This window comes from Pseudomonas sp. NPDC089758, from assembly GCF_044748705.1.
Lineage (GTDB): Bacteria > Pseudomonadota > Gammaproteobacteria > Pseudomonadales > Pseudomonadaceae > Aquipseudomonas > Aquipseudomonas putida_X.
This window is the reverse complement of sequence record NZ_JBIVGN010000002.1, coordinates 312,530-339,213: the sequence shown is the minus strand read 5'-3', so window position 1 is coordinate 339,213 and position 26,684 is coordinate 312,530. Positions and strand designations below refer to the sequence as shown.

The window sequence follows — 26,684 nt, the reverse complement described above, 5'->3', positions numbered from 1 at the left end:
CGCTGACTGACTGGCGTCAGCCCCACGGGCTGCTTTTACACAGCCGTGCGGATCAGAAACGGTAGGTGAGGGAGGCACCTATACCGTGAGCGCTGTTCTCGTACTTGGCCTGGTAGCTGCCTTTGGTGGCGCTGACCTGGTTGACCTTGGTGTCCTCTTCCCACAGGTAGGAGTAGGCCACGTCGATGGTCATGTCGTCGTTCGGGCTCCAGCCCGCACCCAGGCTGAACACCTTGCGGTCGCCAGTCGGGATGCGCGGTGAACGGTCGTGGTTGTTGGTTGGCGATTGGTCGACGGTAAAGCCGGTACGCAGCACCCACTCCTTGTTCACCTTGTAGGACGCGCCAATGGCGTGGGCCCAGGTGTCGTGCCAGTTCTGCTCTTCGCTGATGGTCTCGAACGCCGAACCTGCAAGCGGTGCCGGCACATCGTTCTGCACGGTGATGTCTTTGAGGCGGCTCCAGCGGGTCCAGGTGCTGCCCGCGTAGAGGGTCCATTGGTCGTCGAGTTCGTGGGTGACCGAAAGATCCACCGATTCCGGTGTCTTGATCTTGAGGCTGGCGTCGAACTTGTCGCCATTGAAAGGCCCGATCAGCGGGGTGCTCACACGGGTCTTGCCTTCGAGCTTGTAGTCGACCATGGAGTGGTAGGTCAGGCCGACACGAGTACGGTCGGTGGCCTGCACCAGGATACCGATGTTGTAACCGACAGCGGTATCGTCGCCCTTGATCTTCACTTCACCGTCATTGCTGCCCGGGGTGAACGGGTTGATCAGGCTTGAGCCCAACTCGCCCTTGATGCGGTTGATGGTCGGGCCGAAACCGATCGACACCTTATCGTTGAAGGCGTAGCTGACGGTTGGCTGGAAGGTGATGACTTCGACGTGGCTCTTTTTACCCCAGTAGCGCGCGGCATCGTCGCTGCCGTAGTCGGTGACCAGACCAAACGGTACATAGACGCCGAAACCGACGCTCCAGTGATCGTCGAGGGGTTTGACGTAGTAGCCCATCGGTACGCCGACCACAGGCACCATGTCACCGTCGGTTTCCCCCCCGAGGTTGCTTCCAGGGCCCGAGATATCGGTTTTGGCAATGACGGCAGCGCCGCCCACGGTGAATTGTTCGCGCTTGAGGCGTGACATGCCTGCCGGGTTGCCAAACACAGTACTGGCATCTTCGGCAGAAGAAGAACGTCCCGCGAAACCTGTCCCCATGCTGCTGATGCTCTGTTCGTTGAGGGCAAAGCCGGCAGCGAACAGATGGCTGGAGGCGAAAGCCACGGCCAAGCCGAGGGAGGTTTTGAGCATTACTTTTTTCATTATTAGAAACTCCTTGGGATCTCCGGGGCGAAAAGCTACCAACAATTCACGCGCCGCGCCATAGCCTGTATCGCAGGAGATAGAGCGGTTTTGTAGGACAATCCGACCAAAATTCCATTTTTTCCGGTAGTGCTGTAGGGCGTTTCCTAAGATGCCTGTGGCAATTTCTGAGTAATACACAGATGCCAGGCCTGCGTGAAGTCGCGCAGACGGCCTTGGGGGTTAAAGATCTGACGCCAGATTCGCGCCTGGCCTAGCAGGTCGTCGACGGCAGGCAGGGGCGTGGCTTGCGCTTCGATGAGCATCCAGGCGATGGCGGTGGAGTAGCGCAGGTTGACTGCAAGCTCCAGGTGCGGGCCACCCAGAAACGCATGTTGGCTCGCCAGGCCGCGGACCAGGCTGGCCAGCTCAGGGTCACGGGCGAGAAAATCGTCCCAGACCGCGCGATGGCGATGCTCGCCGATACGGTAAAGCCCGTGGCCACGGCGATCATGCAGCGCCGACCCGAGTGCCGACTGGCTGGCCGCGATGCCCAGCAAAAGGGCTTCGGCACTGGCACAATGACGATTGAGATAGACCAAGGTTGGTCGAATCACATACTGACACAATTCATTCGCCGCAATACCCATGATGCCCTCGAGCAGTAAGGGGCCGACGGGCGTGGGAGCTTGGCAGCTGGTGAATGATCAGGCCCGCCGGAAGCGGCAAGGACCGCTCGAGTTGAAGTGTAGTGTGATAATCGTGGTGTAAAGGGCTGTTTTTAAATCGATTGCTGCCTGTCGTTCGGCGCTATATGCCTTGCGGCAATTAGGCCAAGAACGATCAGGTAGCTTACCGTGTGCGTCATTCAGCGACTGAATGCCACGGTATTCGCCGCTCACGCAGTGAGCGACTGGCGCGTCCGGGCAATGACGGCTTGCAGCGGTTCCGAGCGGCTGTACTGTTCGGGGTACAGGCGTTCGGTGTGGCAGGCAACGCCGTGCTCGTCCACCAGGGTGAAGCTGAAGTTGCCCTTGCGTGGGGCGGTGATAAGGCACTTCAACGGCGAGAAGGCCTGGGAGAGGGTGCCAATGGCAGCCTGAATTTGTTGAGTTTGCATATTGTTGGATGTTCCTGCTTTAAACACGGGGATTATGATCCGTGCATGATAGAAACGTTCCAGTGACGCCTTTATTAAGGGACGAACGAACCTGACTGGAACAGGGCAGCCAGAGGGGGCGCAATCATAAGGTGGGCGCTTGGGCTGACTGGTAGGTACTTCAGAGGGCAGGCAGCATGCCGGGGCCAAGGTTCAAGGCCATCGGTATGGAATCCTGATCAATCTGTCACGTGATTCGTGCTGAACAGCGCAAGGCTGGAGAGTGAATCATCGAAAGGGCCGGTCCTGGTTTCAGCAGTGGTGCTCTTGGGGGGAGCAGGCCTGCAAGGACGCTTCTGGCCAGAATTGACTTTCAGCTTGGTACTAACGAGGCGCACCTTACCGCAAGCTCAGAATCATTGCAAGCATTGCCACGTTTCTTCGGGTAAGCCGGGCAGTATGGCGCTTCTTTTGCGTTGTGTGAAGAGGGGGCAAATGGCCCATAACCGGCCGGATGTACCAATTTCGTGCATTCAAATGCAGGTTTTCGGTGCACTTGTTCACATTCCGGGCGTGACTTGTAACAGCTTGGCAACACCCCCCATCGACCCTGCCAATGCCTTGACTGATGCCTTAAGTCAATGAAAAAAAACACTATTTTTTACTGGTGAAAAAATCGTCAGTTTGACTGAAAGCCCCGGTTCACGCGGGTTTGCGGGGTGGTTTGGGGGGTTGTCCACCGAGTTATCCACAGGAACTGTGGATTGTCCCGAGCGCTTGCTCTAGGACGGGAGTGCCAGCAAATTACAGAACTGTCCGACAGTTATCAGTCAGCTGCAGATCCGCCGGTCATCTACTTGGGAACGTCAAGAAACGATCATCGAGAATTTTTTCCAGGCGTTGAAAATCGTCGGGCCACGGCAAGAAAAAAAGGGTAGAGTGGCGCGCTTTTCAAATTGCCTTCTCTGTTCGTCATGAAATTTCGCGGTAGATCCTCCACCGAACCCGCTGTTACGCCATCAGCCCCTTCGTCCAGACGTTTTTCCCTGAAAGTGGCCCTCTGGCTGTTGGACAACCCGCGCCTGGGCGAAAAACCTCAGGTCAAGCATCTGGCCGGGCGCCTGCTCAAGCAACCGGCTCGGGAGGGCGTGGTGGTGGCCCAGAGCCGATTGGGGCAGATGCTTTGCCGCGACTGCGGCAACGCGCGTGACAGGCGTATCGGGCACGAACTGCTGCGCCAGGCGGCGCGCGCCGGTGACCGCCGGGCGCAACTGGAATATGCGCGGCTGTGCCAGGCCAACGCGCCAGAGCAGGCGCAGAAACGGACTGACTGTTAAGCTGCAGCTCATTTGCGACAGACTGTTCGGGGTAAGCATGGCAGTGGATCTGACCAGCATCGTGCTGGGCTTGGTGGCAGGCGCCTTGCCTTGCCTGGTGTGGGTCATGCAGGTGCAGCGCCGTCAGGCTGCCGGCCAAGGCGAGCGGGCCTTGCTCGAAGAACGCCTCAATGGGGCCCTGCTGGCCCAGGCAGGCCTGCAAGCACAACTGGATGCCAGCCGTGACGAGGTGAGCGACCTCAGCGAAGCCAACACGCTCAAGCAGGCCCAACTGGCCGCCCAGGGCCGTGAACTCGAGCTGCTGCAGATTGACCGCGACAATGCCCGTGACGCTGCCCACGCCTGGCACCTGGAGCGCGCCAACCGGGAAGCCGAACTGCGTCGCCTGGAGGCCCAGGCAGCGCGCCTGGAAGCGGAGCTGCGTGAGCAGCAGGACAGCCATCAGCAGCGCCTGGAAGACCTGCAGGAAGCCCGCGATACCCTTCGCGCGCAGTTCGCCGACCTGGCCACGAAAATCTTCGACGAGCGCGAGCAGCGTTTCGCGCAGACCAGCCAGCAGCACTTGGGCCAGTTGCTTGACCCGCTCAAGGAGCGCATCCAGGCCTTCGAAAAGCGTGTCGAGGAGAGCTACCAGCAAGAAGCCCGTGAACGCTTTTCCCTGGGCAAGGAACTGGAGCGCCTGCAGCAACTCAACCTGCGCCTGTCCGACGAAGCCACCAACCTCACCCAGGCGCTCAAGGGCCAGAAAACCCAAGGCAACTGGGGTGAGCTGATTCTCGAGCGCGTGCTCGAGCATGCCGGCCTGGAAAAGGGCCGCGAGTACCAGACCCAGGTCAGCCTCAAGAGCGCCGACGGTGAGCGCTTCCAGCCAGACGTACTGATCATGCTGCCCGGTGACAAGCAGGTGGTGGTCGATGCCAAGGTCAGCCTCACGGCCTACCAGCAGTTTGTCAGCAGCAATGATGAAAGCGCGCTCAAACAGCACGTACAGTCGCTGCGCAGCCACGTCAAAGGGCTGTCGAGCAAGGACTACAGCCGCCTGGACGGCTTGCACAGCCTGGATTTCGTGTTGTTGTTCGTGCCCATCGAGGCCGCGTTTTCGGCAGCCCTGCAGGCCGAGCCGAACCTGTTCCAGGAGGCCTTCGACCGGCAGATCGTGATCGTCAGCCCGACCACCTTGCTCGCCACTCTGCGGGTCATCGACAGCCTGTGGAAGCAAGAACGCCAAGGGCAGAACGCCCGCGAGATCGCCGAACGCGCCGGTTGGCTGTATGACAAGTTCGTGCTGTTCATCCAGGACCTGGACGAGCTGGGCAATCGCCTGCAGCAGGTCGACAAGGCCTATGCCGCTGCGCGCAACAAACTCTGTGAAGGGCGTGGCAACCTGGTCAGCCGCAGCGAGCAGCTCAAGCTGCTCGGCGCCCGTGCCAGCAAAAGCCTGCCGGCCGACTTGCTGGAGCGGGCACTGACGGATGAAACGCTGGCGGACCAGGCGGTTACTGAACCAGGCTCAGATGGCGATTGAGCAGCGCGCGCAAGGCCGCAGGCTTGACCGGCTTGGCCAGGTAATCAAGGCCTGCGGCATGCACCGTGGCCAAGGTTTCCTTGCTGCCGTCGGCGCTGATCACCACCCCAGGCACCGGCTCGCCCAGGCGCGCGCGTAGCCAGCCCATCAGCCCGGTTCCGGTTTCGCCGTCATCCAGGTGATAGTCCACCAGCGCCAGGTGCGGGCGCATGCCCTGCGCCAGCAACGCCTCGCAATCGGCGCGGTTACGCGCCGTCCATACCTGGCAGCCCCAGCGGCTGAGCAGGCTGTTCATGCCGATCAGAATGCTGTCTTCGTTGTCGATGCACAGCACCTGCAGCCCGGCCAGGGGTTGGCTGGCTTGCTCCACCGGCGCGCTCGGCGCGGCCGCTGCCTGGCGGGCGATCGGGACATTGACGCGGAACACCGTGCCTTTGCCAGGCCAGGAACGCACCTGCAGCGTGTGGCCGAGCACCCGGCACAGGCCATCGGCAATCGCCAGCCCCAGCCCCAGGCCCTTTTCGGCGCGGGTCTGGTGACTGTCCAGGCGCTTGAACTCCTGGAAGATCACCTGCAGCTTGTCGTCGGCAATGCCCGGGCCGCGGTCCCAGACCTCCAGCCACAGCCGCTCGCCCTGGCGCCGGGCGCCCAGCAGGATCGGGCTCTTGCCGTAACGCAGGGCATTGGTCAGGAAGTTCTGCAGCACCCGGCGCAGCAGTTTCATGTCACTGTCGATCCGCAGGCGGCTACCGCGCAGGCGGAACTCCAGCCCTTTTTCGGCGGCCAGGACCTTGAACTCGGCACCCAGCGTATCGAACAGCTCATTCAGGGCAAAAGGCTTGGCGTCTGGGGTGATCTTGCCGTTTTCCAGGCGCGAGATATCCAGCAGGTCGCTGATCAGCTCTTCCGCCGAACGCAGCGAACTGTCCATGTGCTGCACCAACTGTTGGGCTTCCTCGTTCATGCCCCCGGCCTGCTGCGACAAGGCGGCGGAGAACAGCCGCGCGGCGTTGAGCGGCTGCATCAGGTCATGGCTGACCGCCGCCAGGAAGCGGGTCTTGGACTTGCTGACCGCTTCGGCCTGGCTTTTGGCCTCCGACAGCGCCTGGTTGAGTTGCGACAGCTCGTGGGTGCGTTCGGCCACCCGCTGTTCAAGGCGCTCGTTGGCGTCGCGCAACGCCTGTTCGGCCTCGCGGAACGGGGTGATATCGGTGAAGCTCATGACGAAGCCGCCCCCGGGCATCGGGTTGCCGATCAGTTCGATCACCCGGCCATTGGGGAACAGCCGCTCGGACGAATGCGCGCGGCCTTGGCGCATCCAGTGAAGGCGCCGGGCCACATGCACCTGCGCCTCTCCCGGGCCGCACAGGCCGCGTTCGGCGTTGTAGCGGATGATGTCGGCGATCGGCCGGCCGACGCTGATCAACCCGTCGGGGTAGTTGAACAGCTCCAGGTAGCGGCGGTTCCAGGCCACCAGGTGCAGGTTCTGGTCGACCACACTGATGCCCTGGTTGATGTTCTCGATGGCGCCTTGCAGCAGGGCGCGGTTGAACTGCAGCACTTCGCTGGCTTCATCGGCGATGCGCACCACGTCTTCAAGCTGCATGTCGCGGCCTTCGATGGCCGCCTTGACCACGGCGCGGGTCGAGGAGCTGCCAAGCACCCCGGCGAGCAGGCGCTCGGTGTGTTCGATCCAGTCGCCGTCAGCGTTCTGGTTGGGATTGAAGCCTTTGCCCTGGCGATAAGCAAAGCGGATGAAGCTTTGCCGGGCACGCTCCTCACCGACAAAGCGTGAGGCCAGCGTCAGCAGGTCATCGATCTGCACCGCCAGCAGCGGTTTGCCGTTGGGGCGGGCACTGGTCTGCTGGCCGATGAAGCGCCCGGCCTGCCAATGCTCCGACACGCGCGTGCGCGACAGCATCGAGACCCAGGCGAACAACGTGAAGTTGCCCGCCAGTGACAGCACTACCCCCTGTGTGAGCGTCGTGATCGGCAGGCCCAGCGGGTTGCCGTGCAGCCACGCCAGGCCCGGGAACAGCTGCAGCGACCAGCCCAGGCTGTGGGCGGTGATTGGCAGCACCAGGGTGTAGAACCACAGGAAGATACCTGCAGCGAGGCCGGCGAACACGCCACGGCGGTTGGCTTGCTTCCAGTACAGCGCACCGAGCATGGCCGGGGTGAGTTGGGTCACGGCGGCGAAGGCGATCTGGCCGATGGTTGCAAGGCTTGCCGTAGAGCCAAGCAGGCGGTAGCTGACATAGGCCAGCAGCAGGATGACCACGATGGTCACCCGGCGCACCGACAGCATCCAGTGGCGGAACACCTCGAAGGGCCGTTCGGCGTTGTTGCGGCGCAACAGCCACGGCAGCAGCATGTCATTGGACACCATGGTCGACAACGCCACGGCCTCGACGATGACCATGCCGGTGGCGGCCGAGGCACCGCCGATGAAGGCCAGCAGAGCCAGGCTCGGGTGCGCTTCGGCCAACGGCAGGCTGATCACGAAGGAGTCGGAAATCACCGTACCTGGCAGCAGCATTTGCCCGGCCAGGGCAATGGGCACCACGAACAACGCGGCCAAGGCCAGGTACATCGGGAACACCCAGCGCGCCAGGCGCATGTCCTGCGGCTCGATGTTCTCCACCACGGTGACGTGGAACTGCCGGGGCAGGCAGATGATCGCCATCATCGCCACGGCGGTCTGCACCACCATCGAGGGCCAGTTGATCGTCTCCTGCCAGTAGCTGTCCAGCAGCACCGACTGGCGCGCCTGGGTGAACAGGTCGTCAAACCCGTCGTACAGGTTGAACACCACGAACACGCCCACGGCGAGGAAGGCCAGCAGCTTGATCAGGGACTCGAACGCGATGGCCAGGACCATGCCGCGGTGGTGTTCGGTGACGTCGAGGCTGCGCGTGCCAAAGACGATGGCGAACAACGCCAATACCAGCGACACCACCAGCGCGGTGTCCTGCACACGGGTGCCGGTGGCGTCGGCATTCGCGCCGATCAGCAGGTTGACACCGAGCACGATGCCCTTGAGCTGCAAGGCGATGTAGGGCAGCACCCCGACCAGGCAGATCAGCGCCACCACCACGGCCAGGGTCTGCGACTTGCCGTAGCGGGCCGCGATGAAGTCGGCGATCGAGGTGATGTTCTGCTGCTTGCTGATCAGCACCATCTTCTGCAGCACCCAGGGCGCGAAGATCAGCAGCAGGATCGGGCCCAGGTAGATTGGCAGGAAGGCCCACAGTTGCTCGGCCGCCTGGCCGACCGCACCGAAGAAGGTCCAGCTGGTGCAGTACACCGCCAGTGACAGGCTGTACACCCAGGCGCGCAGCCGCGGCGGCAATGGTGTGCTGCGGCGGTCGCCGTAGAAGGCGATGGCGAACATGACGGCCATGTAGGCCAGGGCGACCAGAGCGATCAGCCCGCTGGACAACGACATGAAGACTCCGGAGCAAAAAAAGTAACGCGATCCCGATCAGTCAGTCTGGCACGCAGGCGGGGGTTCGTCAGCGCCGACGATGGTCGCAGTGGCGCGTCGTCGCAGGCACTGGCACATCGAGCTGCGCCAGTGCCCGCCATCGCTTCAGGAAATATCGATCTGGTAGCGGAAGCCTTCGGCTGCTGCCTGGGACACGCGGTACTCCAGCGGGCTGCGATCGTAACCCAGTGCCGTGCGCTGGATGACCACCACGGGCGCACCTTCCTTGATTGCCAGGTGGCCGGCACTGGCTGCATCGGCTGTACCCACGGTCAGTGTTTCCTTGGCCGAGGCGACGCACTGGCCGCAGCTGGACTCGTAAAAGGGGTAGAGCAGGTCGCCGAAGGCCTCTGTGTCAATATCCAGCAGGGCCATGAAACGCTTGGCCGGTAGCCAGATCTGCTCATGGAACAGCGGGCGGCCGTCCACCAGGCGCAGGCGCTCTAGCCAGATGACCTGTTCTGCATCGCCCAGGCCAAGGGCTGCGCTGACTTGCTCCGGTGGCTCGCGCAGCTGCTTGTCCAGTATGCGGCTGATCGGCACCAGCCGCTGGCCGGTCGAATCCACCTGTCGGAAAAACCGCACCAGTGAACCCTCGAAGTCAGGGCGCCGGACGAAGGTGCCGCGGCCCTGGCTGCGCAACAGCAGGCCTTCATTGACCAAGGTGTCGACCGCCTTGCGCACTGTGCCGATGGCGACACCGTAGAGGCGGGTGAGCTCCGTTTCAGTGGGGATCGTTCCCCCGGGTAGCCATTGCCCGGCGGCGATCCTGGCGAGGATTTCTTCCCGTACTTGCTGATAAAGCGGTAGGCGCGGGTCTTGTCCGAGAATCCCGTTACTCATTGTGCGAAGGGTCCATGGCTGACGAGTTGGCACTACTTTACCACCCGGGGCTTGATTGACAGAGTCGGTCGACTGAAGATATGGTCATATATTCATATATATGACTGCATGTTTGTATAACAACGCAGCGCTTCAGCTGCCAATAACAATCGACCAGGGTTCGCTTCATGACCAACCCCTATCTGCCCGCCATCACCGGCGTCGATACCCATGCCCATATCTTTCGCCAAGACCTGCCGATGGTGCCCAACCGTCGCTACAGCCCAGACTACGATGCGCTGATCGAGCAATACCTCGATCATCTGGATCAGCATGGCCTGTCCCATGGCGTGCTCATCCAGCCCAGTTTCCTGGGCACCGACAACAGCTTCATGGTCCAGGCTCTGCGCCGTTTTCCTGAGCGCTTGCGTGCTGTGGCGGTCGTCGATGCCACGGTCAGCGATCAGCAGCTCGATGCGCTGGGTGACGCCGGCGTGGTGGGCATCCGCCTGAACCTGGTCGGCAAGCACCTGGCAGACTATGCCGGGCCCGAGTGGACCGCCTTGTTCAAACGCTTGGCTGCGCGCGGCTGGCAAGTGGAAATCCAGCGCTGTTTCGATGACTTGGCCTTGATCGTGCCAGCGATCCTCGCCTGCGGCGTGGAGGTGGTGGTCGATCATTTTGGCCTGCCTGCCGAGGGGATCGACCCGCAAAAGGACAGCCACCGTACCTTCCTTCACCTGCTCAGCGAACCGAAGTTGTGGTTGAAGCTGTCCGCCGGTTATCGCAGCCAGACCGACCCGGCCAAAGCGCAGGTGCTGCTGGCCCAGATACGGCAGGCAGCGGGTGGCCTGGATCGGTTGCTGTGGGGAAGCGACTGGCCCAACACCCAGTTCGAGCGCCAGACCCGCTACGCCGACCAGTATGCCTTCTTCGAAGCGCTGCTCCCCGATGCGGGCGAGCGTGCCCAGGTGCTGAGGCTCAACCCGGTGAAGCTGTTCGGCTTCGACCGTTCGCGCTGATACTTACACAATAACAACAGGACACTTTCAACATGATGAGCATGCTAGTCGTCGCGGCCATCGTCGCCGCCGTGGCCCTCGGCTACAAGACCAAGATCAACATCGGCCTTTTCGCCATCGCCTTTGCCTATCTGATCGGTTGTTTCGGCATGGGCCTGAGCCCCTCGGAGGTCATCGGCCTGTGGCCTCTGAAGATCTTCTTCGTGATCTTCTCGGTCTGCCTGTTCTATAGCTTCGCCACCGTCAATGGCACCCTGGAGAAGCTGGCCGAGCACCTTATCTACCGCTGCCGTGCCGTGCCGCAGTTGCTGCCGTTCGCGGTGTTCTTCGCCGCCACCGTGATCGCCGCGATGGGGGCCGGATATTACACCGTACTGGCGTTCATGGCGCCTATCACCCTGCTGCTGTGCGAGCGTACCCGCATGAGCCTGATCGTCGGCGGCATGGCCGTGAACTATGGCGCGCTCAGCGGGGCCAACTTCATGTCCAGCCAGAGCGGCATCATCTTCCGTGGGCTGATGACCAATGCCGGCGTGAGTGACAACCAGGCCTTCATCAATGCTGCCGGTATCTTCGTCAGCACCTTCGTCATTCCACTGCTGGTGATCGGAGTATTCGTCTTCCTTACCAGCCATGGGCGCGCGTTGAAGGCCTCTGTCGTTGCTGTCGAGGCGCCAGCGCCGCTCAACAGCCAGCAGCGAACCACGTTGTGGCTGACCCTGGCGATGATGCTGATGGTGCTGGCTGCGCCTGTGGCCAGCATCGCCCTGCCGGGCAATGCCACGGTGGCTTTCATCAACGCCAAGGTGGATATCGGCCTGATCGCCAGCCTGTTCTCGGTGATTGCCCTGTTGCTGAAACTCGGTGACGAGCGCAAGGCCATGGCGACCGTGCCTTGGGGCACCCTGATCATGATCTGCGGTGTGGGCATGCTGATTTCCGTGGCGATCAAGGCCGGCACCATCGACATCCTCGCCTCTTGGATCGGCACCAGCATCCCGCCAATCATGGTGCCGGTCGTATTCGGTGCGGTGGCGGCATTCATGTCCATTTTCTCCAGCACCCTGGGCGTCGTGACGCCAGCCTTGTTCCCCATGGTGCTGCCAATTGCGCAGAACATGGGTATCGAGCCCATGATCCTGTTCATTGCCATTGTCGCGGGTGCTCAAGCCACCTCCATCTCGCCGTTCTCCTCCGGCGGCAGCCTGATTCTGGGCTCCTGCAGCAACGAGAAGAGCCGCATGTCGCTATTCCCGCAGTTGCTGTTCAAGGCGGCGCCGATCGGTTTCGTGGCGGCGCTGGCGTTCAATGTGCTGCTGACCTTCGTGCTCTGACGTTCCAATGCATGAAAAAAAACCGCAGCCTGGCTGCGGTTTTTTTGTGCCTGCGGTTGCAGTGACTAGAACCGGAACCGGCTGATCATCTGCTGCAACTGCCCACCCAGCCGCGCCAGCTCGACACTGGAGGCGGACGTCTGGTGGCTGGCTTGCGCCGTCTGTTCGGAAATATCCCTTACCGTCACCACGCTACGGCTGATCTCTTCGGCCACCGCGCTCTGCTGCTCGGAAGCCGCGGCAATCTGCTGGTTCATCGATTGGATTCCCGAAACGCGCTGGGTTATGCCTTCCAGCGCCACCCCTGCTTCACGCACCAGCGCCACGCTGCTCTGGGTCAGGCTCTGGCTTTCGTCCATCAGTTCGCTCACTGAACGGGTGCCTTCCTCCAGGCTACCGATGGCCGACTCGATCTCCAGGGTGGATGCCTGGGTACGCTGCGCCAGGCTGCGCACTTCATCGGCCACTACGGCAAAGCCACGGCCAGCCTCGCCAGCGCGGGCCGCTTCGATCGCGGCATTGAGCGCCAGCAGGTTGGTCTGCTCGGCCACTGCCTTGATGACGTCCATCACCTTGCCGATGCGCTGGCTCTCGTTGCGTAGTGCGCCCATGGCTTGGCCAGTGGCGTCTACCTGGTTGGCCAGCCGGCCGATCTGCTCGACGGCGCGGTTGACCACGCGGTCGCCTTCGCGCGCTTCTTCGTCCGTGGCACTGGCAGCCTGCGAGGCCTCACCGGCGTTGCGCGCCACTTCGTGTACGGTGGCGGCCATTTCCTGCATGGCCGTGGCAACCTGATCCGTTTCAACTTTCTGGCTGCTGGCGCCAGCACTGGTCTGCTCGGTGATCGCCGACAGTTCTTCGGTGGCACTGGCAATCTGCGAAATACCGTCGCGCACCTGCGCGATCAGGTCGCGCAAGTTGCCGGTCATGCCCTGCAAGGCATTCTGCAACTGGCCGACTTCGTCGCGGCGGCGGCTGGGCGGTTGCTCGCTGAGGTCACCGGCTGCAACTTGCTGCATGGCGCGCAAGGCCTGCTGCAGTGGAGCACTGATCTGGCGGGCGATGATGAGCGCGGCGAAGATGCCCATGAGCAGCGCCAGCAGCGTGGTGAAGATCTGCAGGTTCTTGGCGAACTGGCTGTCGTTGACCACCGACACTGCCTGGGCGTCGAGCAAATCACCGATCAGGCCTGTGAGCGTCTCGATGTCACTGGCCATGGCGTTGCGGCGCTCGATCAGCGTGCTCACTTCACCCCGGAACGCTTCGACCGCGTCGGCATAGGCACGAACCTGTTGGTTCAGGGTGCTGAACTGTGCGTCGAAATCGCCATTGAAACGCGCCACCAGGCCAGGCAGGTCGTTCACCGTGGTGGCGATCTGTGCGTTCATCAGTTTTTCGGTGTCGGCGTTGGTGTTACCGGTGTAGCCGCGTACGTGGTAGCGGAGCAGGATCAGGTTCTCGCGGATCTGATTGATCGCTTCGCCGCGGACAACGCGTTGCTCGGCGTCGGGCAGGGCGCGTACCTGGGTGCGGATCGTTTCGATGCTGGCGAACGAACGGGTGGCGAGGGCACCCATTTCCTTTTGTGCCGCCCGCATTTTCTGGTACGACTGGAAGCTCTGTGCCTGGTTGGCGGCATACCCTGCAAGGGTCTGCTCGGCCTTGTCGAGCAGCGCCAGGCTTTGGGGCTTGACCAATGTCTCACGCAGTTTCGCCAGCGGCGTCTTGAACGCTTCAAGCGCATCCTGCAACGCTTTGGCCTGGTTTTCGGCGCCATTGGCCATGGCGTGGCGCAGGCGCGCCTCACGCAGGTCGCCCAAGGCATCGTTGAGGCGCGACACCGCACTGACCACCTCGCTGCGGCGCACCAGGCTGCCCATGCCTTCCCAGCTGATCAGCGACTGGAGCAAGGTCAGGCTCAGCACCAGGCCGAAACCGAGGAAGAGTTTGTGGGCGATCCTGAGGTCGCCTATCCAGGTAAGCATGCTGCTGAGCTCCTTTTCTTGTGCGTTGGAGGAGACCGGAGGTCCGTTCCTTCTGTTAGATACAGTCATCTATATGTTTAATCGGCAGATGTAACAAAATCTGAACACCGATAGCAAGAAGATTGACGTCAAAATGCCATCATCTGGTATGGCAGGTGGTCTGCGCGACGTGCCTGGCTTGCCAGCAACAGGCTTTAACGTGCAGATTTGTGGCTTATTGCGGCCTGCGTGCCTCAAATGACAAAAGCCCCTCAGGGAACAAGGACGATGAGTCATTCCTCGCAATTCACCTTGCTCGGCAAGCGGCGCTTCCTGCCGTTTTTCATCACCCAGTCGCTGGGTGCCTTCAACGACAACCTGTTCAAGCAATCGCTGATCCTGGCCATTCTGTTCAAGCTCAGCCTTGGCGACGGGGACCGCTCGATCTGGGTCAACCTGTGCGCGTTGCTGTTCATCCTGCCGTTCTTTCTGTTTTCGGCGCTGGGCGGGCAGTTTGGCGAGAAGTTCGCCAAGGACGCGTTGATCCGTGCGATCAAGCTGGCCGAAATCGCCATCATGGCCATCGGGGCCCTCGGCTTCGTCAGCGACAGCCTGCTGCTGATGCTGGTGGCGCTGTTCGGCATGGGCACCCATTCGGCGCTGTTCGGCCCGGTGAAGTACTCGATCCTGCCCCAGGCCCTGCGTGAAGAAGAGTTGGTGGGCGGCAACGGCCTGGTGGAAATGGGCACCTTTCTCGCCATTCTCGCCGGCACCATCGGCGCCGGGGTGATGATGGCCAGTGACAGCTACGCCACCGTGGTGGCGGGCGGGGTAGTGGGTACCGCAGTGCTGGGCTACCTGGCCAGCCGCTGGATCCCGCGCGCGGCGGCCATATCACCGCAAATGGCGCTGGACTGGAACATCTTCAAGCAGTCGTGGGTGATCCTGCGCATGGGGCTGGGGCAACCGCCGGCGGTGTCGCGCTCCATCGTCGGCAACTCGTGGTTCTGGTTCGTCGGCGCCATCTACCTGACCCAGATCCCGGCCTATGCCAAGGACTGGCTGCACGGTGACGGCACGGTGGTGACCCTGGTACTGACACTGTTCTCGGTGGGGATCGCCCTGGGCTCGTTATTGTGTGAGCGGCTCAGTGGGCGCAAGGTCGAGATCGGCCTGGTGCCCTTCGGCTCTTTCGGCCTGACGCTGTTCGGGCTGCTTTGGTGGTGGCATTCCGGTGATGTGCCGGCCGGCGCAGCCCCCCACGATTGGCTGGAACTGCTGGGCTTGAGCCAGGCCTGGTGGATCCTGCTGTCGATCGTCGGGCTTGGGGTATTCGGTGGCTTCTATATAGTGCCGCTGTACGCGCTGATCCAGGCGCGTACCGCCGAGGACCAGCGCGCGCGCGTGATCGCCGCCAACAATATTCTCAATGCCTTGTTCATGGTGGTGTCGGCCATCCTCACCATCGTCCTGCTGGGCCTTGCGGACCTGAGCATCCCGCAGCTGTTCCTGGTGGTGTCGCTGCTCAACATCCTGGTCAACGCTTATATCTTCAAGATCGTGCCCGAGTTCACCATGCGCTTCTTGATCTGGCTGTTGAGCCACTCGATGTACCGGGTGGAGCACCGCGGCCTCGAGCGCATTCCAGACGAAGGCGCAGCGCTGCTGGTGTGCAACCATGTGTCCTTCGTTGACGCGCTGCTGCTCGGCGGTGCCATCCGCCGCCCGATCCGGTTCGTGATGTACTACAGGATCTACAACCTGCCGGTGCTCAATTTCGTGTTCCGCACCGCCGGTGCCATCCCGATTGCCGGGCGCAATGAGGACCCGGCCATTTACGAGCGCGCATTCGCCCGAATCGCCGAGTACCTGTCGGCGGGGGAGGTGGTGTGCATTTTCCCGGAAGGCAAGCTGACCGGCGATGGCGAGATCGATGTGTTCCGCGGCGGTGTCAGCCGCATTCTGCAAGAAACCCCGGTGCCGGTGATTCCTTTGGCGCTGCAGGGGCTGTGGGGCAGCTTCTTCAGCCGCGACCCGGGCAAGGGGTTCTTCAAGCGCTTGTGGTCGCGGGTGACCATCGTCGCTGGCGCTTCCATCCCGGTGGAGGTGGCGCAGCCTGAGTTGCTGCGTGAGCAGGTCAGCCGCTTGCGCGGCGACCTGCGTTAGGCGTAGGCGGTCAGCTGGCGCTGACTTTCAGGCCGATCAGGCCGGTAACGATCAGCGCCACACTGACCAGCCGCACCAGGGCCATGGACTCACCGAACAGGATGATGCCGGCGATGACGGTGCCGACGGCACCCACGCCGGTCCAGATGGCATAGGCGGTGCCCAGCGGTAGCTCTTTCATGGCCAGGCCCAGCAGGCCGAGGCTGATGACCATTGCGCCGACGGTAAGCACGGTGGGAAGCGGGCGGGTGAAGCCGTCGGTGTATTTGAGGCCGACAGCCCAGCCGACTTCGAACAGGCCGGCGAAGAACAGGATGATCCAGGACATGAGTAAGTCTCCATCGTTTGACTGATGGGGCCGTCCCCGTAATGGTCACGCAGTGCGTCGTGAGGTCGTCCTCACAGTGGCCCTGATAATGCAGCTTCAAGCTTGAAGCTGCAAGCTGCAAGCTACAAGCTACAAGCTACAAGCAGTACGGCGGTGTATTGAGCACCGCACTACCGCTTTTGATCTTTCTTGTAGCTTGCAGCTCACAGCTTGCAGCTGCTGTCAGACCCCTTGGGGGATCTCTTCGCCGCCGAGGGCTTCGAACAGCACCGGCAGGAATTCGCTGAAGGTCATCATCATCAGCAGGAAGCTGGCATCGAACTGCTGGGCCGCTTCATCGCCGCCATCCTGCTCGGCCTGCTCTTGCAGCAGCTCCTCGAACTTCAGGCGCTTGATCACCATCTTGTCGTCCAGCACGAACGACAGCTTGTCCTGCCAGGCCAGAGCCAGTTGCGTGACCACCTTGCCAGTGCTCAGGTGCAGCTGGATTTCCTCGCCAGTCAGGTCCTGGCGTTTGCAACGCACGATGCCGCCATCTTCGGCCGTGTCGCGCAGCTCGCATTCATCCAGCACATAGAAACCTTCGGCAGCCTGCTGCGACTTGACCCAGTCGGTCATGGTCGCGGTCGGTGCGATTTTCACCGTCGCCGGGCGCACCGGCAACGAACCCATCACCTCACGCAGCGTCGACAGCAGGTCTTCGGCGCGCTTGGCGCTCGCCGAGTTAACCAGGATCATGCCCAGGCGCGGGGCGATGGCGGCGAAGATCATCGAGCGGCGGATGAACGCCCGCGGCAGGAACGCCTGGATGATCTCGTCCTTGATCTGGTCGCGCTCCTTTTTATAGACCTTGCGCATCTGCTCGGTCTCGATCTCTTCGACCTTCTCCTTCACAGCATCGTTTACCACGCTGCTTGGCAGAATGCGTTCTTCCTTGCGCGCGGCAATCAGCAGGAACTCGCCGCTGACGTGCACCAGTGGGGCGTCTTCGCCCTTGCCGAACGGAGCGACGAAACCGTAAGTGGTCAGCTCCTGGCTAGCGCAGGGGCGGGCCGGCTTGCTGGCCAGGGCGGCCTCCAGTGCTTCAGCCTCGAATGGGACATCCTGGGTCAGGCGGTAGGTCAGCAGGTTCTTGAACCACATGAGGGTGAGTCTCTCCTTAATGCATAAGGGGGGCATTATTCTCCGTGCAGCCGTTCCAGGCCAGCCCTGTCATTGGGCCAGCAGCTATATAGGAAGAAAGAAACCCTGGACCGCGCTAGGTCTTTGAAAGGCCTGAACATTTTTTTTAGAAAAGTTGAAAAATGTGCTTGCCAGGGTGGCGGCCCATCCGTAGAATGCGCGCCACACCGAGACGAAGGGTGATTAGCTCAGCCGGGAGAGCATCTGCCTTACAAGCAGAGGGTCGGCGGTTCGATCCCGTCATCACCCACCACTCGATGTATAGCGCAGCGGTAGTTCAGTCGGTTAGAATACCGGCCTGTCACGCCGGGGGTCGCGGGTTCGAGTCCCGTCCGCTGCGCCATATTCCACTTCCAGGGCCCACTGAACACCCGGAAGTAACGAAGAAAGCGACCTTAGGGTCGCTTTTTTTGTGCCTGCTGTTTGGGGTTTCGATTTTTTTCAAAAAAAACAGCCCTACGGCTTGCCAGGCTTGCGCTTGCTCCGTAGAATGCGCGCCTCACCGAGACGAAGGGTGATTAGCTCAGCCGGGAGAGCATCTGCCTTACAAGCAGAGGGTCGGCGGTTCGATCCCGTCATCACCCACCACTCGTTGAATAGCGCAGCGGTAGTTCAGTCGGTTAGAATACCGGCCTGTCACGCCGGGGGTCGCGGGTTCGAGTCCCGTCCGCTGCGCCATATTCCACTTCCAGGGCCCACTGAACACCCGGAAGTCACAAAAAAAGCGACCTTAGGGTCGCTTTTTTTGTGTCTGTATCCCGTGCTTTCAACCCACGCGTTCTTCCTTGCGTAGCGTCAGTACCTCGACCCCATCCTCGGTCACCGCCACGGTATGCTCCCACTGCGCCGACAGCGTATGGTCGCGGGTAATCACCGTCCACCCATCCTTCAAGGTCCGTGTGCCACGCCCGCCCTGGTTGATCATCGGCTCGATGGTAAACACCATGCCCGGCTTGAGCTTCATGCCCATGCCGCGCTGGCCGTAATGCAGCACCTCTGGCGCTTCGTGCATCTGCTGGCCAATGCCATGGCCGCAGTACTCGCGCACCACGCTGTAGCCCGCCGCTTCGGCATGGGCCTGGATGGCGTGGCCGATGTCGCCAAGCGTCGCCCCCGGGCGCACCTGCTCGATCCCCTTCCACAGGGCCTCATAGGTGGTGTCGACCAGGCGCCGAGCCTCATCGCTGATCGGGCCCAGGCAATACATCTTCGACGAATCGGCTATGTAGCCGCCTTGTTCCAGCGTGATATCCACGTTGATGATCGACCCTTCACGCAATACCTCATCGGCCTTGGGCATACCGTGGCAGACCACATGGTCCACCGAGGTATTGAGCGCGTAGGGGAAGCCGTACTGGCCCTTGCTCGCCGGGCGTGCCTTGAGGGTGTTGACGATGAAGGCCTCAGCGCGGTCGTTGATCTGCATCGTGGTCACACCGGGGCGAATGAAGGTGTCGAGGTCGGCGAACACCTGGGCCAGTAAACGGCCGGCGTTGCGCATCAGGTCGAGTTGGGCGGAGGTCTTGAGAATCACTTGGGACATGTGGGAGGCGCAGTAACTCATGCTGGAATGTGCCCCAGCATAGCGCCACGGGGCGTTGGGGTGCCACCGCATGGTGCGTTGCCCTGCAGGCCTTGCCCGCTCCACCCGCGTTGAAATACCGGTGATCCTGCAGCGGCCGGCTTGCTGGCGACAGGGCGGTGGGGCTGGCCCGACAATTGCTGAAAGACCCCCATCAAGGCCGTCAACGTCGACAGCCTTCAACCCTTCACGACAAAGGCGCCGTGTTGCCCTCGCTTGCCAAGCAAGCCGGGGCAGCCGGCGCCTTTTGCGTTTGCACCAGGAGACCCGCCCCATGGCCAGCACCGAAGTACGCAGCGTCTGCCCCTATTGCGGCGTAGGCTGCGGCATCGTCATGAGCGTGGCCGATGGCAAGGTCAGCAAGATCAGCGGTGACAAGCAGCACCCGAGCAACTTCGGCCGTCTGTGCACCAAAGGCCTTACCGCGCACCTGCCCCTGACCGCCGCCGGGCGCATGGACAGTGCCTTTGTGCGCCAGCAACGCGACCATGAACCGGCGCGCAGCAGCATGGACCAGGCCATCGCCCAGGCTGCCGAGCGCCTGCGCGGCATCATCGACCAGCACGGCCCGGACGCCGTAGCGCTTTACGTTTCCGGGCAGATGTCACTGGAAGCCCAGTACCTGGCCAACAAACTGGCCAAGGGCTTTATCCGCACGCGCCATATCGAGTCCAATTCACGCCTGTGCATGGCCAGCGCCGGCAGCGGCTACAAACTCTCGCTGGGAGCCGATGGCCCGCCCGGGAGCTACCAGGACTTCGAGCGTGCCGAGGTGTTCCTGGTGCTGGGTGCCAACATGGCCGACTGCCACCCGATCCTCTTCCTGCGCCTGCTCGACCGGGTCAAGGCGGGGGCGAAGCTGATTGTGGTCGACCCACGCCGCACTGCCACCGCCGACAAGGCCGACCTGTTCCTGCAAGTGCGCCCCGGTAGCGACCTGGCACTGCTCAATGGCCTGTTGCATCTGCTGCACCGCAATGGCCAGACCAACCCCGACTTCATCGCTCGCCACACCGAGGGCTGGGAGGCGCTGCCGGCCTTCCTCGACGACTACACGCCTGAGCGCGTCGCCGCCATCACCGGCCTTGCAGAAGATGACATCCGCCAGGCTGCCGCATGGATCGGCAGCGCAGGGGAGTGGATGAGCTGCTGGACCATGGGGCTGAACCAGAGCGTGCACGGCACCTGGCATACCAACGCAATCTGCAACCTGCACCTGGCCACCGGCGCCATCTGCCGCCCCGGCAGCGGGCCGTTCTCGCTGACCGGCCAGCCCAATGCCATGGGTGGCCGCGAGATGGGGTATATGGGGCCGGGGCTGCCGGGCCAACGCTCGGCGCTGGTCGACACCGACCGTAGTTTTGTCGAAGCGCAATGGGGCCTGGCACCGGGCAGCCTGCGGGCAGAAAGCGGCGAGGGCACGGTAGCCCTGTTCGAGCAGATGAAAACCGGCGAAGTGAAAGCCTGCTGGATCATCTGCAGCAACCCGGTGGCCAGCGTCGCCAACCGCCAGCAGGTGATCGATGGCCTGCGCCAGGCGCAGCTTGTGATCACCCAGGATGCCTTTCTCGACACCGAAACCAACCCATACGCCGACATTCTTCTGCCCGCCGCACTCTGGGCTGAAGGCGAGGGTGTGATGATCAATAGCGAACGCAACCTCACACTGATGCCTCGCGCCGTGCCGGCACCGGGCCAGAGCTTGCCGGACTGGCAGATCATCGCCCGGGTCGCCTGTGCCATGGGGTACGCCGAAGCCTTCGACTACGCCGACGCCGAAGCGGTGTACGACGAAATTCGTCGCTTCTACAACCCGCGCACCGGTTACGACCTGCGTGGCGTGGGCTACCCGCAACTGCGCGACAAGCCGCACCAGTGGCCTTGCCCGCCCGGCCGCGTGGACGACCGCAGCCCGGTGCGTTACATCGACGACGGCGCATGCGCTGCCCCGGTGTTCCCCACCGCCAGTGGCAAGGCCCGCTTCTTCGCCCGGCCCTGGCTGCCCGCGCCGGAGCTGCCCGACGCCGACTACCCACTGGTGCTCAATACCGGGCGCGTGCAACACCAATGGCACACCCTGACCAAGACCGGCAAGGTGCCGGCCTTGAACAGGCTGGAGCCAGGCCCTTTCGTCGAGCTGCATCCCGAGGATGCCGCCCGGCTGGGCATCCAGGGCCGGGACCAGGTGGCGATCCGCTCGCGCCGGGGCCAGGCCGTGCTGCCGGCGCGGATCAGCGACCGGGTCATGCCGGGCAATTGCTTCGCGCCGTTCCATTGGAACGATGTGATCGGCGAGCAACTGGCAATCAATGCCGTGACCTGCGATGCGGTCGATCCGCTGTCGCTGCAGCCTGCCCTCAAGCACTGCGCCGTGGCCCTCGAGCGGGTTGCTGGAGAACGCATCGATGCCCTGGACCTTGGCACCACCACCCATGCACCGGAGCCTGCCCGTATGCCGACTGCGATCCTCTCTCGCCTGCTTGGTCTGGACACCCTCCCAGCTCCCGTGCTGGCCGAAGACGAACGCCATTACCTGCAGGGCTTTCTGCTCGGCCTGGACCAGGCGCGAGCCGACGGTGTTCCCCGTTTGCCGGCCAGTGCCCCCTTGGCGGCCTCGCGGCGGTCGTTCGTGGACGGGCTGCTGGCCGGCCTGTACGCCCAGCAGCCGGCAGCAGCGGCGCTGCTCCCCGCCACGGCCCGGCATCAGGTGCTGTGGGCCTCGCAAACCGGCAACGGCGAGGCGCTGGCCGAGCGCTGCGCAGAGCGTTTGCGCGGCGCAGGGCTGCAGGTGCAGCTCAGTTGCATGGAGGCGATCAGCCCAAGCCAGTTGCAAGGCGCGGCGAGTGTGCTGCTGATTGCCAGCACCTTTGGCGATGGTGATGCGCCCGACAGCGCCACCGCGTTCTGGCGGGCGCTGCAGAGCGAGGAGGGCGCCCACTGCGCTGAGCTGCCTTATGCGGTGCTGGCCCTTGGCGACTCCAGTTACGCCCAGTTCTGCGGCTTTGGTCGCAAGCTTGATCAGCGCCTGGCCGAACTTGGGGGGCGTCGCCTGCTGCCGCGGGTCGACTGTGAACCGGATTTCGATGAGGCCTTTGCCACTTGGCTCGACGCGCTGTTGCCCCAGCTGGGCAGCGCTGCCGTGGCGCGCCCGGTCAACCACGCCGCCGCCGCTGCGCCGTACAGCAAGCAACGGCCGTGGGCGGCGACGCTGCTGGAAAACACCCTGCTCAGTGGCCCCGGTTCAAGCAAGGAAACCCGCCAGCTGGTGTTCGAGCTTCCCGGCAGCGGCTTCACCTACGCGGTGGGCGATGCGCTGGGCGTGTGGCCCCGCAACTGCCCGGCGCTGGTGGAGGAGTTGTTGGCGCTCATGCAGCAGGACGGCCAGGCCCTGGTCGAACTCAAGGGCCAGCCGCCCATGCCGTTGGCCCAGGCCTTGGCGTCGCACCTGGAAATTGCCAGGGTCACCCCTCAGCAACTGCAGGTTTTCAGCCAGCAGGCTGAAGACCTCCGGCACCTGTTGCAGCCTGAGCGCACGGCAGCCCTGCAGGATTGGCTATGGGGCCGGCAGTTGGCCGACGTGCTGCGCGCGTTTCCACAAGACCTGCCGTTGGCAACCTGGCTCGAGTTGCTCAAACCCTTGCAACCGCGCCTGTACTCGATCAGTTCCAGCCCATTGGCCCACCCCGGCCAGGTGCATCTGACCGTCTCTACCGTGCGTTATGGCCAGCGAAAAGGGGTGAGTTCGAGCTTCCTCGCTGACCGGGGGCAGGCTGTGAAAGTGGCGATCTTTCCCCAGGCATCCCGGCATTTCCACCTGCCTGAAGACGATGACGTGCCGCTGATCATGGTGGGCCCCGGTACAGGCATTGCGCCGTTTCGTGCGTTTCTCGAAGAGCGCGAGGCGCGGGGGGCAAAAGGGCGAAACTGGCTGTTCTTCGGCGAGCAATGTGCAGCCACCGATTTTTACTACCAGACGCAGTTGCAGGCCTGGCAGGCCAGCGGCCACCTGCGCCTGGATACCGCGTTCTCCCGCGATCAGGCAGAAAAGATCTATGTGCAGCAGCGGATGCGTGAGCAGGGTGCGCAGGTGTGGCAGTGGCTGGAGGCGGGGGCCTACTTCTATGTGTGCGGTGATGCTCAGCGCATGGCCAAGGATGTGGATGCGGTGCTGCGCGAGATCATTGCCGAGCACGGTGGTGTGGATGCCGATGCCTACATGCAGGCCTTGAGCAAGGCCAGGCGTTATCGCCGGGATGTGTATTGAAGTGCTCCAGGATGGGGAGCAATGCACCGTGAATGTGCGTGGTTCGGGTTGGCTCTATCGTCGGTAAGCCGGCTTTCACTCCTGCAGCACAGGGCCAAATGACAGCGAAGCCCTGCATGCGCCGGGTTGCCGGTGATAGGGCCGCGACAGGCGAGGTAACTGGCACATTCCCTGCTTTATCTCCAGCACAACAAGCCCCACTGATCAACGGCGATCAACCGGGGGCACTCCGTGATGAATACAGGCAAAGGCGCCTGGAGCTTCGGCTCCAGGCGCTTTTTTTTTGATCGAGGATCGGCTTATGAAGGCAACAGCGAGCAGCGGGCAACGAGAGCGACTGGTCATCGTCGGCAACGGCATGGTGGGCCACCATTGCGTCGAGCAACTGGTCGAACGCGGCGCGCTGGCGCGCTTCGAGTTGCGCGTGTTCGGCGAGGAGCGCCAGCGCGCCTACGACCGCGTGCACCTGTCTGAATACTTCAGCGGCAGCTGTGCCGAAACCCTGGCCCTGTGCGAGCAGGGTTTCTATGGCGCCAACGGGGTGCACCTGCACCTGGGTGAAGCGGTGCTGCAGATCGACCGCGAGCGCTGTGAAGTGGTGACCGCCGAAGGCCGCTACGGGTACGACCATCTGGTCCTGGCCACCGGCTCATACCCCTTCGTGCCCCCAATCGAGGGCTCCAGCGGCAACGCCCGCCTGGTCTATCGCACCCTCGACGATCTCGACGCGATACGCGCCGCAGCCGTCGATGCCACCCGTGGCGTAGTGGTGGGCGGCGGTCTGCTGGGCCTTGAGGCGGCCAATGCCCTCAAGTCCCTGGGCCTGGAAGCGCACGTGGTGGAGTTCGCGCCACGGCTGATGCCGGTGCAACTGGATGCTGAAGGCGGCGCCGCGCTCAAGGCGCAGATCCAAGCCCTGGGCGTAGGCGTGCACCTGTCGCGCGCCACCCAGTCGATCAGCGACGGCGAGGCCTACCGCTATCGGATGAATTTCGACGGTGGCGAACACCTGGAAACCGACCTGGTGGTGTTCTCTGCCGGCATCCGCCCTCAGGATGCCCTGGGCCGTGCCTGCGGCCTGGAGATCGCCGCGCGCGGCGGGGTGGTGGTCGACAACCACTGCCGCTCCAGCGACCCCCGGATCTTCGCCATCGGTGAATGCGCCTCGTGGAACGGCAGCGTGTTCGGCCTGGTTGCGCCGGGCTACAGCATGGCGCGCAACGTCGCGGCGCTGTTGTTGGGCGAGGCGGCTGGGGAATTCACCGGGGCCGACATGTCGACCAAGCTCAAGCTGCTGGGCGTCGATGTCGGCTCCATCGGCGATGCCCATGGCGCCACGCCCGGGTCGCGCAGCTACCGCTTCATCGACGAGGCCAATGCCGCCTATCGCCGGCTGGTGGTCGATGCCAGCGGCAAGCACGTGCTTGGCGCCGTGCTGGTGGGCGACAACAGCTACTACGATACATTGCTGCAGTACGCCCAGAACGGCATCGCCCTGCCTGCCGACCCGGCGGCCTTGATCCTGCCGCAAAGCGGCGGCGTACCAGCCCTGGGCGCCGATGCGCTGCCTGACAGCGCGACCATCTGCTCGTGCCACAACGTCAGCAAGGGCGCCGTGTGCGCAGCGATTGACAGTGGTTGCGCCGACCTGGCTGCGGTAAAGGGCTGCACCAAGGCTGCCACCGGCTGTGGCGGCTGCGCGGCGCTGCTCAAGCAAGTGTTCGAGCATGAACTCACCGCCCGTGGCGTGGCCGTGGACAAGCGCCTGTGCGAACACTTCGCCTATACCCGGCAGGAGCTGTACGGGCTGGTGCGGGTGGGTGGCATACGCACCTTCAATGATTTGCTGGCGCGCCATGGCCAGGGCCATGTCGGCTGCGACATCTGCAAGCCGGCGGTGGGCAACATCCTCGCTTCGTGCTGGAACCAACCGATCATGGACCCTGCGCTGGTGCCGCTGCAGGACACCAACGACACCTTCATGGCCAACATGCAGAAAAACGGTACCTATTCGGTGGTGCCGCGCATTCCCGGCGGCGAAATCACCCCGGACAAACTGATCGTGATCGGTCAGGTGGCCAAGAAGTACGACCTTTACACCAAGATCACCGGCGGCCAACGCATCGACCTGTTCGGTGCCCAGTTGCACGAGCTGCCGCTGATCTGGGGCGAGCTGATCGAGGCCGGCTTCGAGACTGGCCACGCCTACGGCAAGTCGACCCGCACGGTGAAGTCCTGCGTAGGCAGCACCTGGTGCCGCTACGGTGTGCAGGATAGCGTCGCCATGGCGCTGCGCCTGGAGGACCGCTACAAGGGCCTGCGCAGCCCGCACAAGCTCAAGTTCGCGGTCTCTGGCTGCACCCGCGAATGCGCCGAGGCGCAAAGCAAGGACATCGGCGTGATCGCCACCGACAAAGGCTGGAACCTCTACATCTGCGGCAATGGCGGCATGCGCCCACGCCATGCCGAGCTGTTCGCTACCGACCTGGATGACGAGACCCTGGTACGCCTGATCGACCGCGTGCTGATGTTCTACATCCGCACCGCCGACAAGCTGCAGCGCACGTCGGTGTGGCGCGAAAGCCTGGACGGCGGCCTGGATTACCTCAAGCAGGTGATCCTCGAAGACAGCCTGGGCCTGGCTGCCGAGCTGGAAGCGCAGATGCAGCATGTGGTCGAGCAGTACGAATGCGAATGGGCCAATGCCCTCAACGATCCGGAAAAGCTCAAGCGCTTCCGTACCTTCGTCAACGATCGGCGCGCCGACCCGGACGTGCACTTCGTCCGCGAGCGTGAACAACGTCGCCCCGCTGCACCCCTGCACCTGATCCCTACCGTCGAGGAGGCTGTCTGATGAACCTGTCCAATGCTGCTGTGGCAAAGCAACCCAACTGGCAAGCGGTGTGCCACACCGCTGACCTGGTCGCCGACTCCGGTGTGGTGGTCTGGCTCGATGGTATCCAGGTCGCCCTGTTCTACCTGCCGGGGCAGGCGCAGAGCCTGTACGCGGTGGACAACCGCGACCCACGCTCGGGGGCCAACATCATTGGCCGCGGGCTGGTGGGCAGCCTGCAGGGTGAGCTGGTGGTGGCAGCCCCGCTGTACAAGCAGCACTTCAGCCTGCACAGCGGGGCCTGCCTGGAAGATGCCAGCCAGCACTTACGTGTGTGGCCGGTACGGCTGAACGGGGAGGCAGTGGAAGTGGCGCTGGCCTGATCCCGGCTCGGGTTCTGCGTGTGCTTCTGAACAAGCGATAGCGCGGGCGCCGCCGATTG

Annotated in this window: 16 protein-coding genes, 4 tRNA genes and 2 pseudogenes; 12 read left to right on the top strand and 10 right to left on the bottom strand. The window is 63.0% G+C overall.

Annotated features, from left to right (window positions below; genetic code table 11):
• Positions 1 to 52 precede the first annotated feature (52 nt).
• The 3 genes from ACIPZH_RS04255 to ACIPZH_RS04245 all read right to left on the bottom strand — a co-directional run bounded on the left by ACIPZH_RS04255 (position 53) and on the right by ACIPZH_RS04245 (position 2,417).
• Positions 53 to 1,318, bottom strand: a complete 1,266-nt coding sequence (locus tag ACIPZH_RS04255; protein ID WP_400628558.1) for an OmpP1/FadL family transporter — start codon at positions 1,316 to 1,318, stop codon at positions 53 to 55.
• A 146-nt stretch (positions 1,319 to 1,464) separates the two neighbouring features.
• On the bottom strand, positions 1,465 to 1,947 hold the full coding sequence (locus tag ACIPZH_RS04250; protein WP_349976565.1) for a hypothetical protein: 483 nt from the start codon (positions 1,945 to 1,947) through the stop codon (positions 1,465 to 1,467).
• 248 nt (positions 1,948 to 2,195) lie between these two features.
• The gene (locus ACIPZH_RS04245; protein ID WP_241802790.1) at positions 2,196 to 2,417 is read right to left on the bottom strand and encodes a hypothetical protein; all 222 of its coding nucleotides are present in this window, start codon (positions 2,415 to 2,417) and stop codon (positions 2,196 to 2,198) included.
• Between the two features lie 953 nt (positions 2,418 to 3,370).
• On the opposite strand from ACIPZH_RS04245, the pseudogene ACIPZH_RS04240 reads away from it, so the two are divergent.
• Both ACIPZH_RS04240 and rmuC read left to right on the top strand, forming a co-directional pair.
• Positions 3,371 to 3,715 (top strand): annotated as a pseudogene (locus ACIPZH_RS04240) (sel1 repeat family protein); the annotation flags it as partial.
• Between the two features lie 169 nt (positions 3,716 to 3,884).
• The gene (gene rmuC, locus ACIPZH_RS04235) at positions 3,885 to 5,258 is read left to right on the top strand and encodes a DNA recombination protein RmuC (protein ID WP_241803389.1); all 1,374 of its coding nucleotides are present in this window, start codon (positions 3,885 to 3,887) and stop codon (positions 5,256 to 5,258) included.
• Here the strand turns inward: rmuC and ACIPZH_RS04230 are convergent.
• Both ACIPZH_RS04230 and ACIPZH_RS04225 read right to left on the bottom strand, forming a co-directional pair.
• Positions 5,230 to 8,706 carry a NahK/ErcS family hybrid sensor histidine kinase/response regulator gene (locus ACIPZH_RS04230; protein WP_400635259.1) on the bottom strand — a complete coding sequence of 1,159 codons (3,477 nt, stop codon included), beginning with the start codon at positions 8,704 to 8,706 and terminating at the stop codon, positions 5,230 to 5,232. The two genes, rmuC and ACIPZH_RS04230, sit on opposite strands and share 29 nt — an antisense overlap.
• A gap of 144 nt (positions 8,707 to 8,850) precedes the next feature.
• Entirely contained in the window at positions 8,851 to 9,588 is a 738-nt protein-coding gene (locus tag ACIPZH_RS04225) for a GntR family transcriptional regulator (protein ID WP_267821758.1), read from the bottom strand.
• A 167-nt stretch (positions 9,589 to 9,755) separates the two neighbouring features.
• Between ACIPZH_RS04225 and ACIPZH_RS04220 the strand changes: the two genes are divergently transcribed.
• Complete coding sequence (locus tag ACIPZH_RS04220) at positions 9,756 to 10,589, top strand: amidohydrolase family protein (protein ID WP_400635258.1); 834 nt, start codon at positions 9,756 to 9,758, stop codon at positions 10,587 to 10,589.
• A 32-nt stretch (positions 10,590 to 10,621) separates the two neighbouring features.
• Positions 10,622 to 11,923, top strand: a complete 1,302-nt coding sequence (locus ACIPZH_RS04215; protein WP_241802794.1) for an SLC13 family permease — start codon at positions 10,622 to 10,624, stop codon at positions 11,921 to 11,923.
• Between the two features lie 65 nt (positions 11,924 to 11,988).
• On the opposite strand, the gene ACIPZH_RS04210 is transcribed toward ACIPZH_RS04215, so the two are convergent.
• Both ACIPZH_RS04210 and ACIPZH_RS04205 read right to left on the bottom strand, forming a co-directional pair.
• Positions 11,989 to 12,702: a methyl-accepting chemotaxis protein gene (locus tag ACIPZH_RS04210; RefSeq protein ID WP_400635337.1), complete on the bottom strand. Its 714-nt coding sequence runs from the start codon at positions 12,700 to 12,702 to the stop codon at positions 11,989 to 11,991.
• A 141-nt stretch (positions 12,703 to 12,843) separates the two neighbouring features.
• Positions 12,844 to 13,803: pseudogene (locus ACIPZH_RS04205) on the bottom strand (methyl-accepting chemotaxis protein); the annotation flags it as partial.
• Between the two features lie 372 nt (positions 13,804 to 14,175).
• Between ACIPZH_RS04205 and ACIPZH_RS04200 the strand changes: the two are divergent.
• Complete coding sequence (locus ACIPZH_RS04200; protein WP_400635256.1) at positions 14,176 to 16,053, top strand: MFS transporter; 1,878 nt, start codon at positions 14,176 to 14,178, stop codon at positions 16,051 to 16,053.
• Between the two features lie 10 nt (positions 16,054 to 16,063).
• Here the strand turns inward: ACIPZH_RS04200 and sugE are convergent, their stop codons facing one another.
• Together sugE and rdgC are read right to left on the bottom strand one after the other, a co-directional pair.
• Positions 16,064 to 16,381: a quaternary ammonium compound efflux SMR transporter SugE gene (sugE, locus tag ACIPZH_RS04195; protein WP_012313171.1), complete on the bottom strand. Its 318-nt coding sequence runs from the start codon at positions 16,379 to 16,381 to the stop codon at positions 16,064 to 16,066.
• Positions 16,382 to 16,603: 222 nt separating this feature from the next.
• A complete protein-coding gene (gene rdgC, locus ACIPZH_RS04190) occupies positions 16,604 to 17,524 on the bottom strand; it encodes a recombination-associated protein RdgC (protein WP_008098477.1) in 921 nt (306 codons plus the stop codon).
• A gap of 216 nt (positions 17,525 to 17,740) precedes the next feature.
• On the opposite strand from rdgC, the gene ACIPZH_RS04185 reads away from it, so the two are divergent.
• The 4 genes from ACIPZH_RS04185 (at position 17,741) to ACIPZH_RS04170 (ending at position 18,241) form a co-directional block, all read left to right on the top strand.
• A tRNA-Val gene (locus ACIPZH_RS04185) sits at positions 17,741 to 17,816 on the top strand.
• Positions 17,817 to 17,829: 13 nt separating this feature from the next.
• Positions 17,830 to 17,906: transfer RNA gene (locus tag ACIPZH_RS04180), tRNA-Asp, on the top strand.
• Between the two features lie 169 nt (positions 17,907 to 18,075).
• Positions 18,076 to 18,151 (top strand) — tRNA-Val (locus ACIPZH_RS04175).
• 13 nt (positions 18,152 to 18,164) lie between these two features.
• A tRNA-Asp gene (locus ACIPZH_RS04170) sits at positions 18,165 to 18,241 on the top strand.
• An 88-nt stretch (positions 18,242 to 18,329) separates the two neighbouring features.
• Here the strand turns inward: ACIPZH_RS04170 and map are convergent.
• Positions 18,330 to 19,106, bottom strand: a complete 777-nt coding sequence (gene map / locus ACIPZH_RS04165) for a type I methionyl aminopeptidase (protein WP_400628566.1) — start codon at positions 19,104 to 19,106, stop codon at positions 18,330 to 18,332.
• Between the two features lie 313 nt (positions 19,107 to 19,419).
• Between map and ACIPZH_RS04160 the strand changes: the two genes are divergently transcribed.
• The 3 genes from ACIPZH_RS04160 (at position 19,420) to nirD (ending at position 26,625) form a co-directional block, all read left to right on the top strand.
• Entirely contained in the window at positions 19,420 to 23,409 is a 3,990-nt protein-coding gene (locus ACIPZH_RS04160; RefSeq protein WP_400635254.1) for a molybdopterin-dependent oxidoreductase, read from the top strand.
• A 301-nt stretch (positions 23,410 to 23,710) separates the two neighbouring features.
• The gene (nirB, locus tag ACIPZH_RS04155) at positions 23,711 to 26,263 is read left to right on the top strand and encodes a nitrite reductase large subunit NirB (RefSeq protein WP_400635252.1); all 2,553 of its coding nucleotides are present in this window, start codon (positions 23,711 to 23,713) and stop codon (positions 26,261 to 26,263) included.
• Positions 26,263 to 26,625: a nitrite reductase small subunit NirD gene (nirD, locus tag ACIPZH_RS04150; RefSeq protein WP_349976033.1), complete on the top strand. Its 363-nt coding sequence runs from the start codon at positions 26,263 to 26,265 to the stop codon at positions 26,623 to 26,625. The genes nirB and nirD overlap by 1 nt, the downstream gene beginning before the upstream one ends.
• The last annotated feature ends 59 nt before the right edge of the window (positions 26,626 to 26,684 follow it).

Excerpts from the sequence above, each read along its gene's own strand:
- ACIPZH_RS04255 (WP_400628558.1), bottom strand. The coding sequence starts at position 1,318 with ATGAAAAAAGTAATGCTCAAAACCTCCCTCGGCTTGGCCGTGGCTTTC.
- ACIPZH_RS04250 (WP_349976565.1), bottom strand. The coding sequence starts at position 1,947 with ATGGGTATTGCGGCGAATGAATTGTGTCAGTATGTGATTCGACCAACC.
- ACIPZH_RS04245 (WP_241802790.1), bottom strand. The coding sequence starts at position 2,417 with ATGCAAACTCAACAAATTCAGGCTGCCATTGGCACCCTCTCCCAGGCC.
- ACIPZH_RS04230 (WP_400635259.1), bottom strand. The coding sequence starts at position 8,706 with ATGTCGTTGTCCAGCGGGCTGATCGCTCTGGTCGCCCTGGCCTACATG.
- ACIPZH_RS04225 (WP_267821758.1), bottom strand. The coding sequence starts at position 9,588 with ATGAGTAACGGGATTCTCGGACAAGACCCGCGCCTACCGCTTTATCAG.
- ACIPZH_RS04220 (WP_400635258.1), top strand. The coding sequence starts at position 9,756 with ATGACCAACCCCTATCTGCCCGCCATCACCGGCGTCGATACCCATGCC.
- ACIPZH_RS04215 (WP_241802794.1), top strand. The coding sequence starts at position 10,622 with ATGATGAGCATGCTAGTCGTCGCGGCCATCGTCGCCGCCGTGGCCCTC.
- ACIPZH_RS04210 (WP_400635337.1), bottom strand. The coding sequence starts at position 12,702 with ATGCAGGAAATGGCCGCCACCGTACACGAAGTGGCGCGCAACGCCGGT.
- ACIPZH_RS04200 (WP_400635256.1), top strand. The coding sequence starts at position 14,176 with ATGAGTCATTCCTCGCAATTCACCTTGCTCGGCAAGCGGCGCTTCCTG.
- sugE (WP_012313171.1), bottom strand. The coding sequence starts at position 16,381 with ATGTCCTGGATCATCCTGTTCTTCGCCGGCCTGTTCGAAGTCGGCTGG.
- rdgC (WP_008098477.1), bottom strand. The coding sequence starts at position 17,524 with ATGTGGTTCAAGAACCTGCTGACCTACCGCCTGACCCAGGATGTCCCA.
- map (WP_400628566.1), bottom strand. The coding sequence starts at position 19,106 with ATGTCCCAAGTGATTCTCAAGACCTCCGCCCAACTCGACCTGATGCGC.
- ACIPZH_RS04160 (WP_400635254.1), top strand. The coding sequence starts at position 19,420 with ATGGCCAGCACCGAAGTACGCAGCGTCTGCCCCTATTGCGGCGTAGGC.
- nirB (WP_400635252.1), top strand. The coding sequence starts at position 23,711 with ATGAAGGCAACAGCGAGCAGCGGGCAACGAGAGCGACTGGTCATCGTC.
- nirD (WP_349976033.1), top strand. The coding sequence starts at position 26,263 with ATGAACCTGTCCAATGCTGCTGTGGCAAAGCAACCCAACTGGCAAGCG.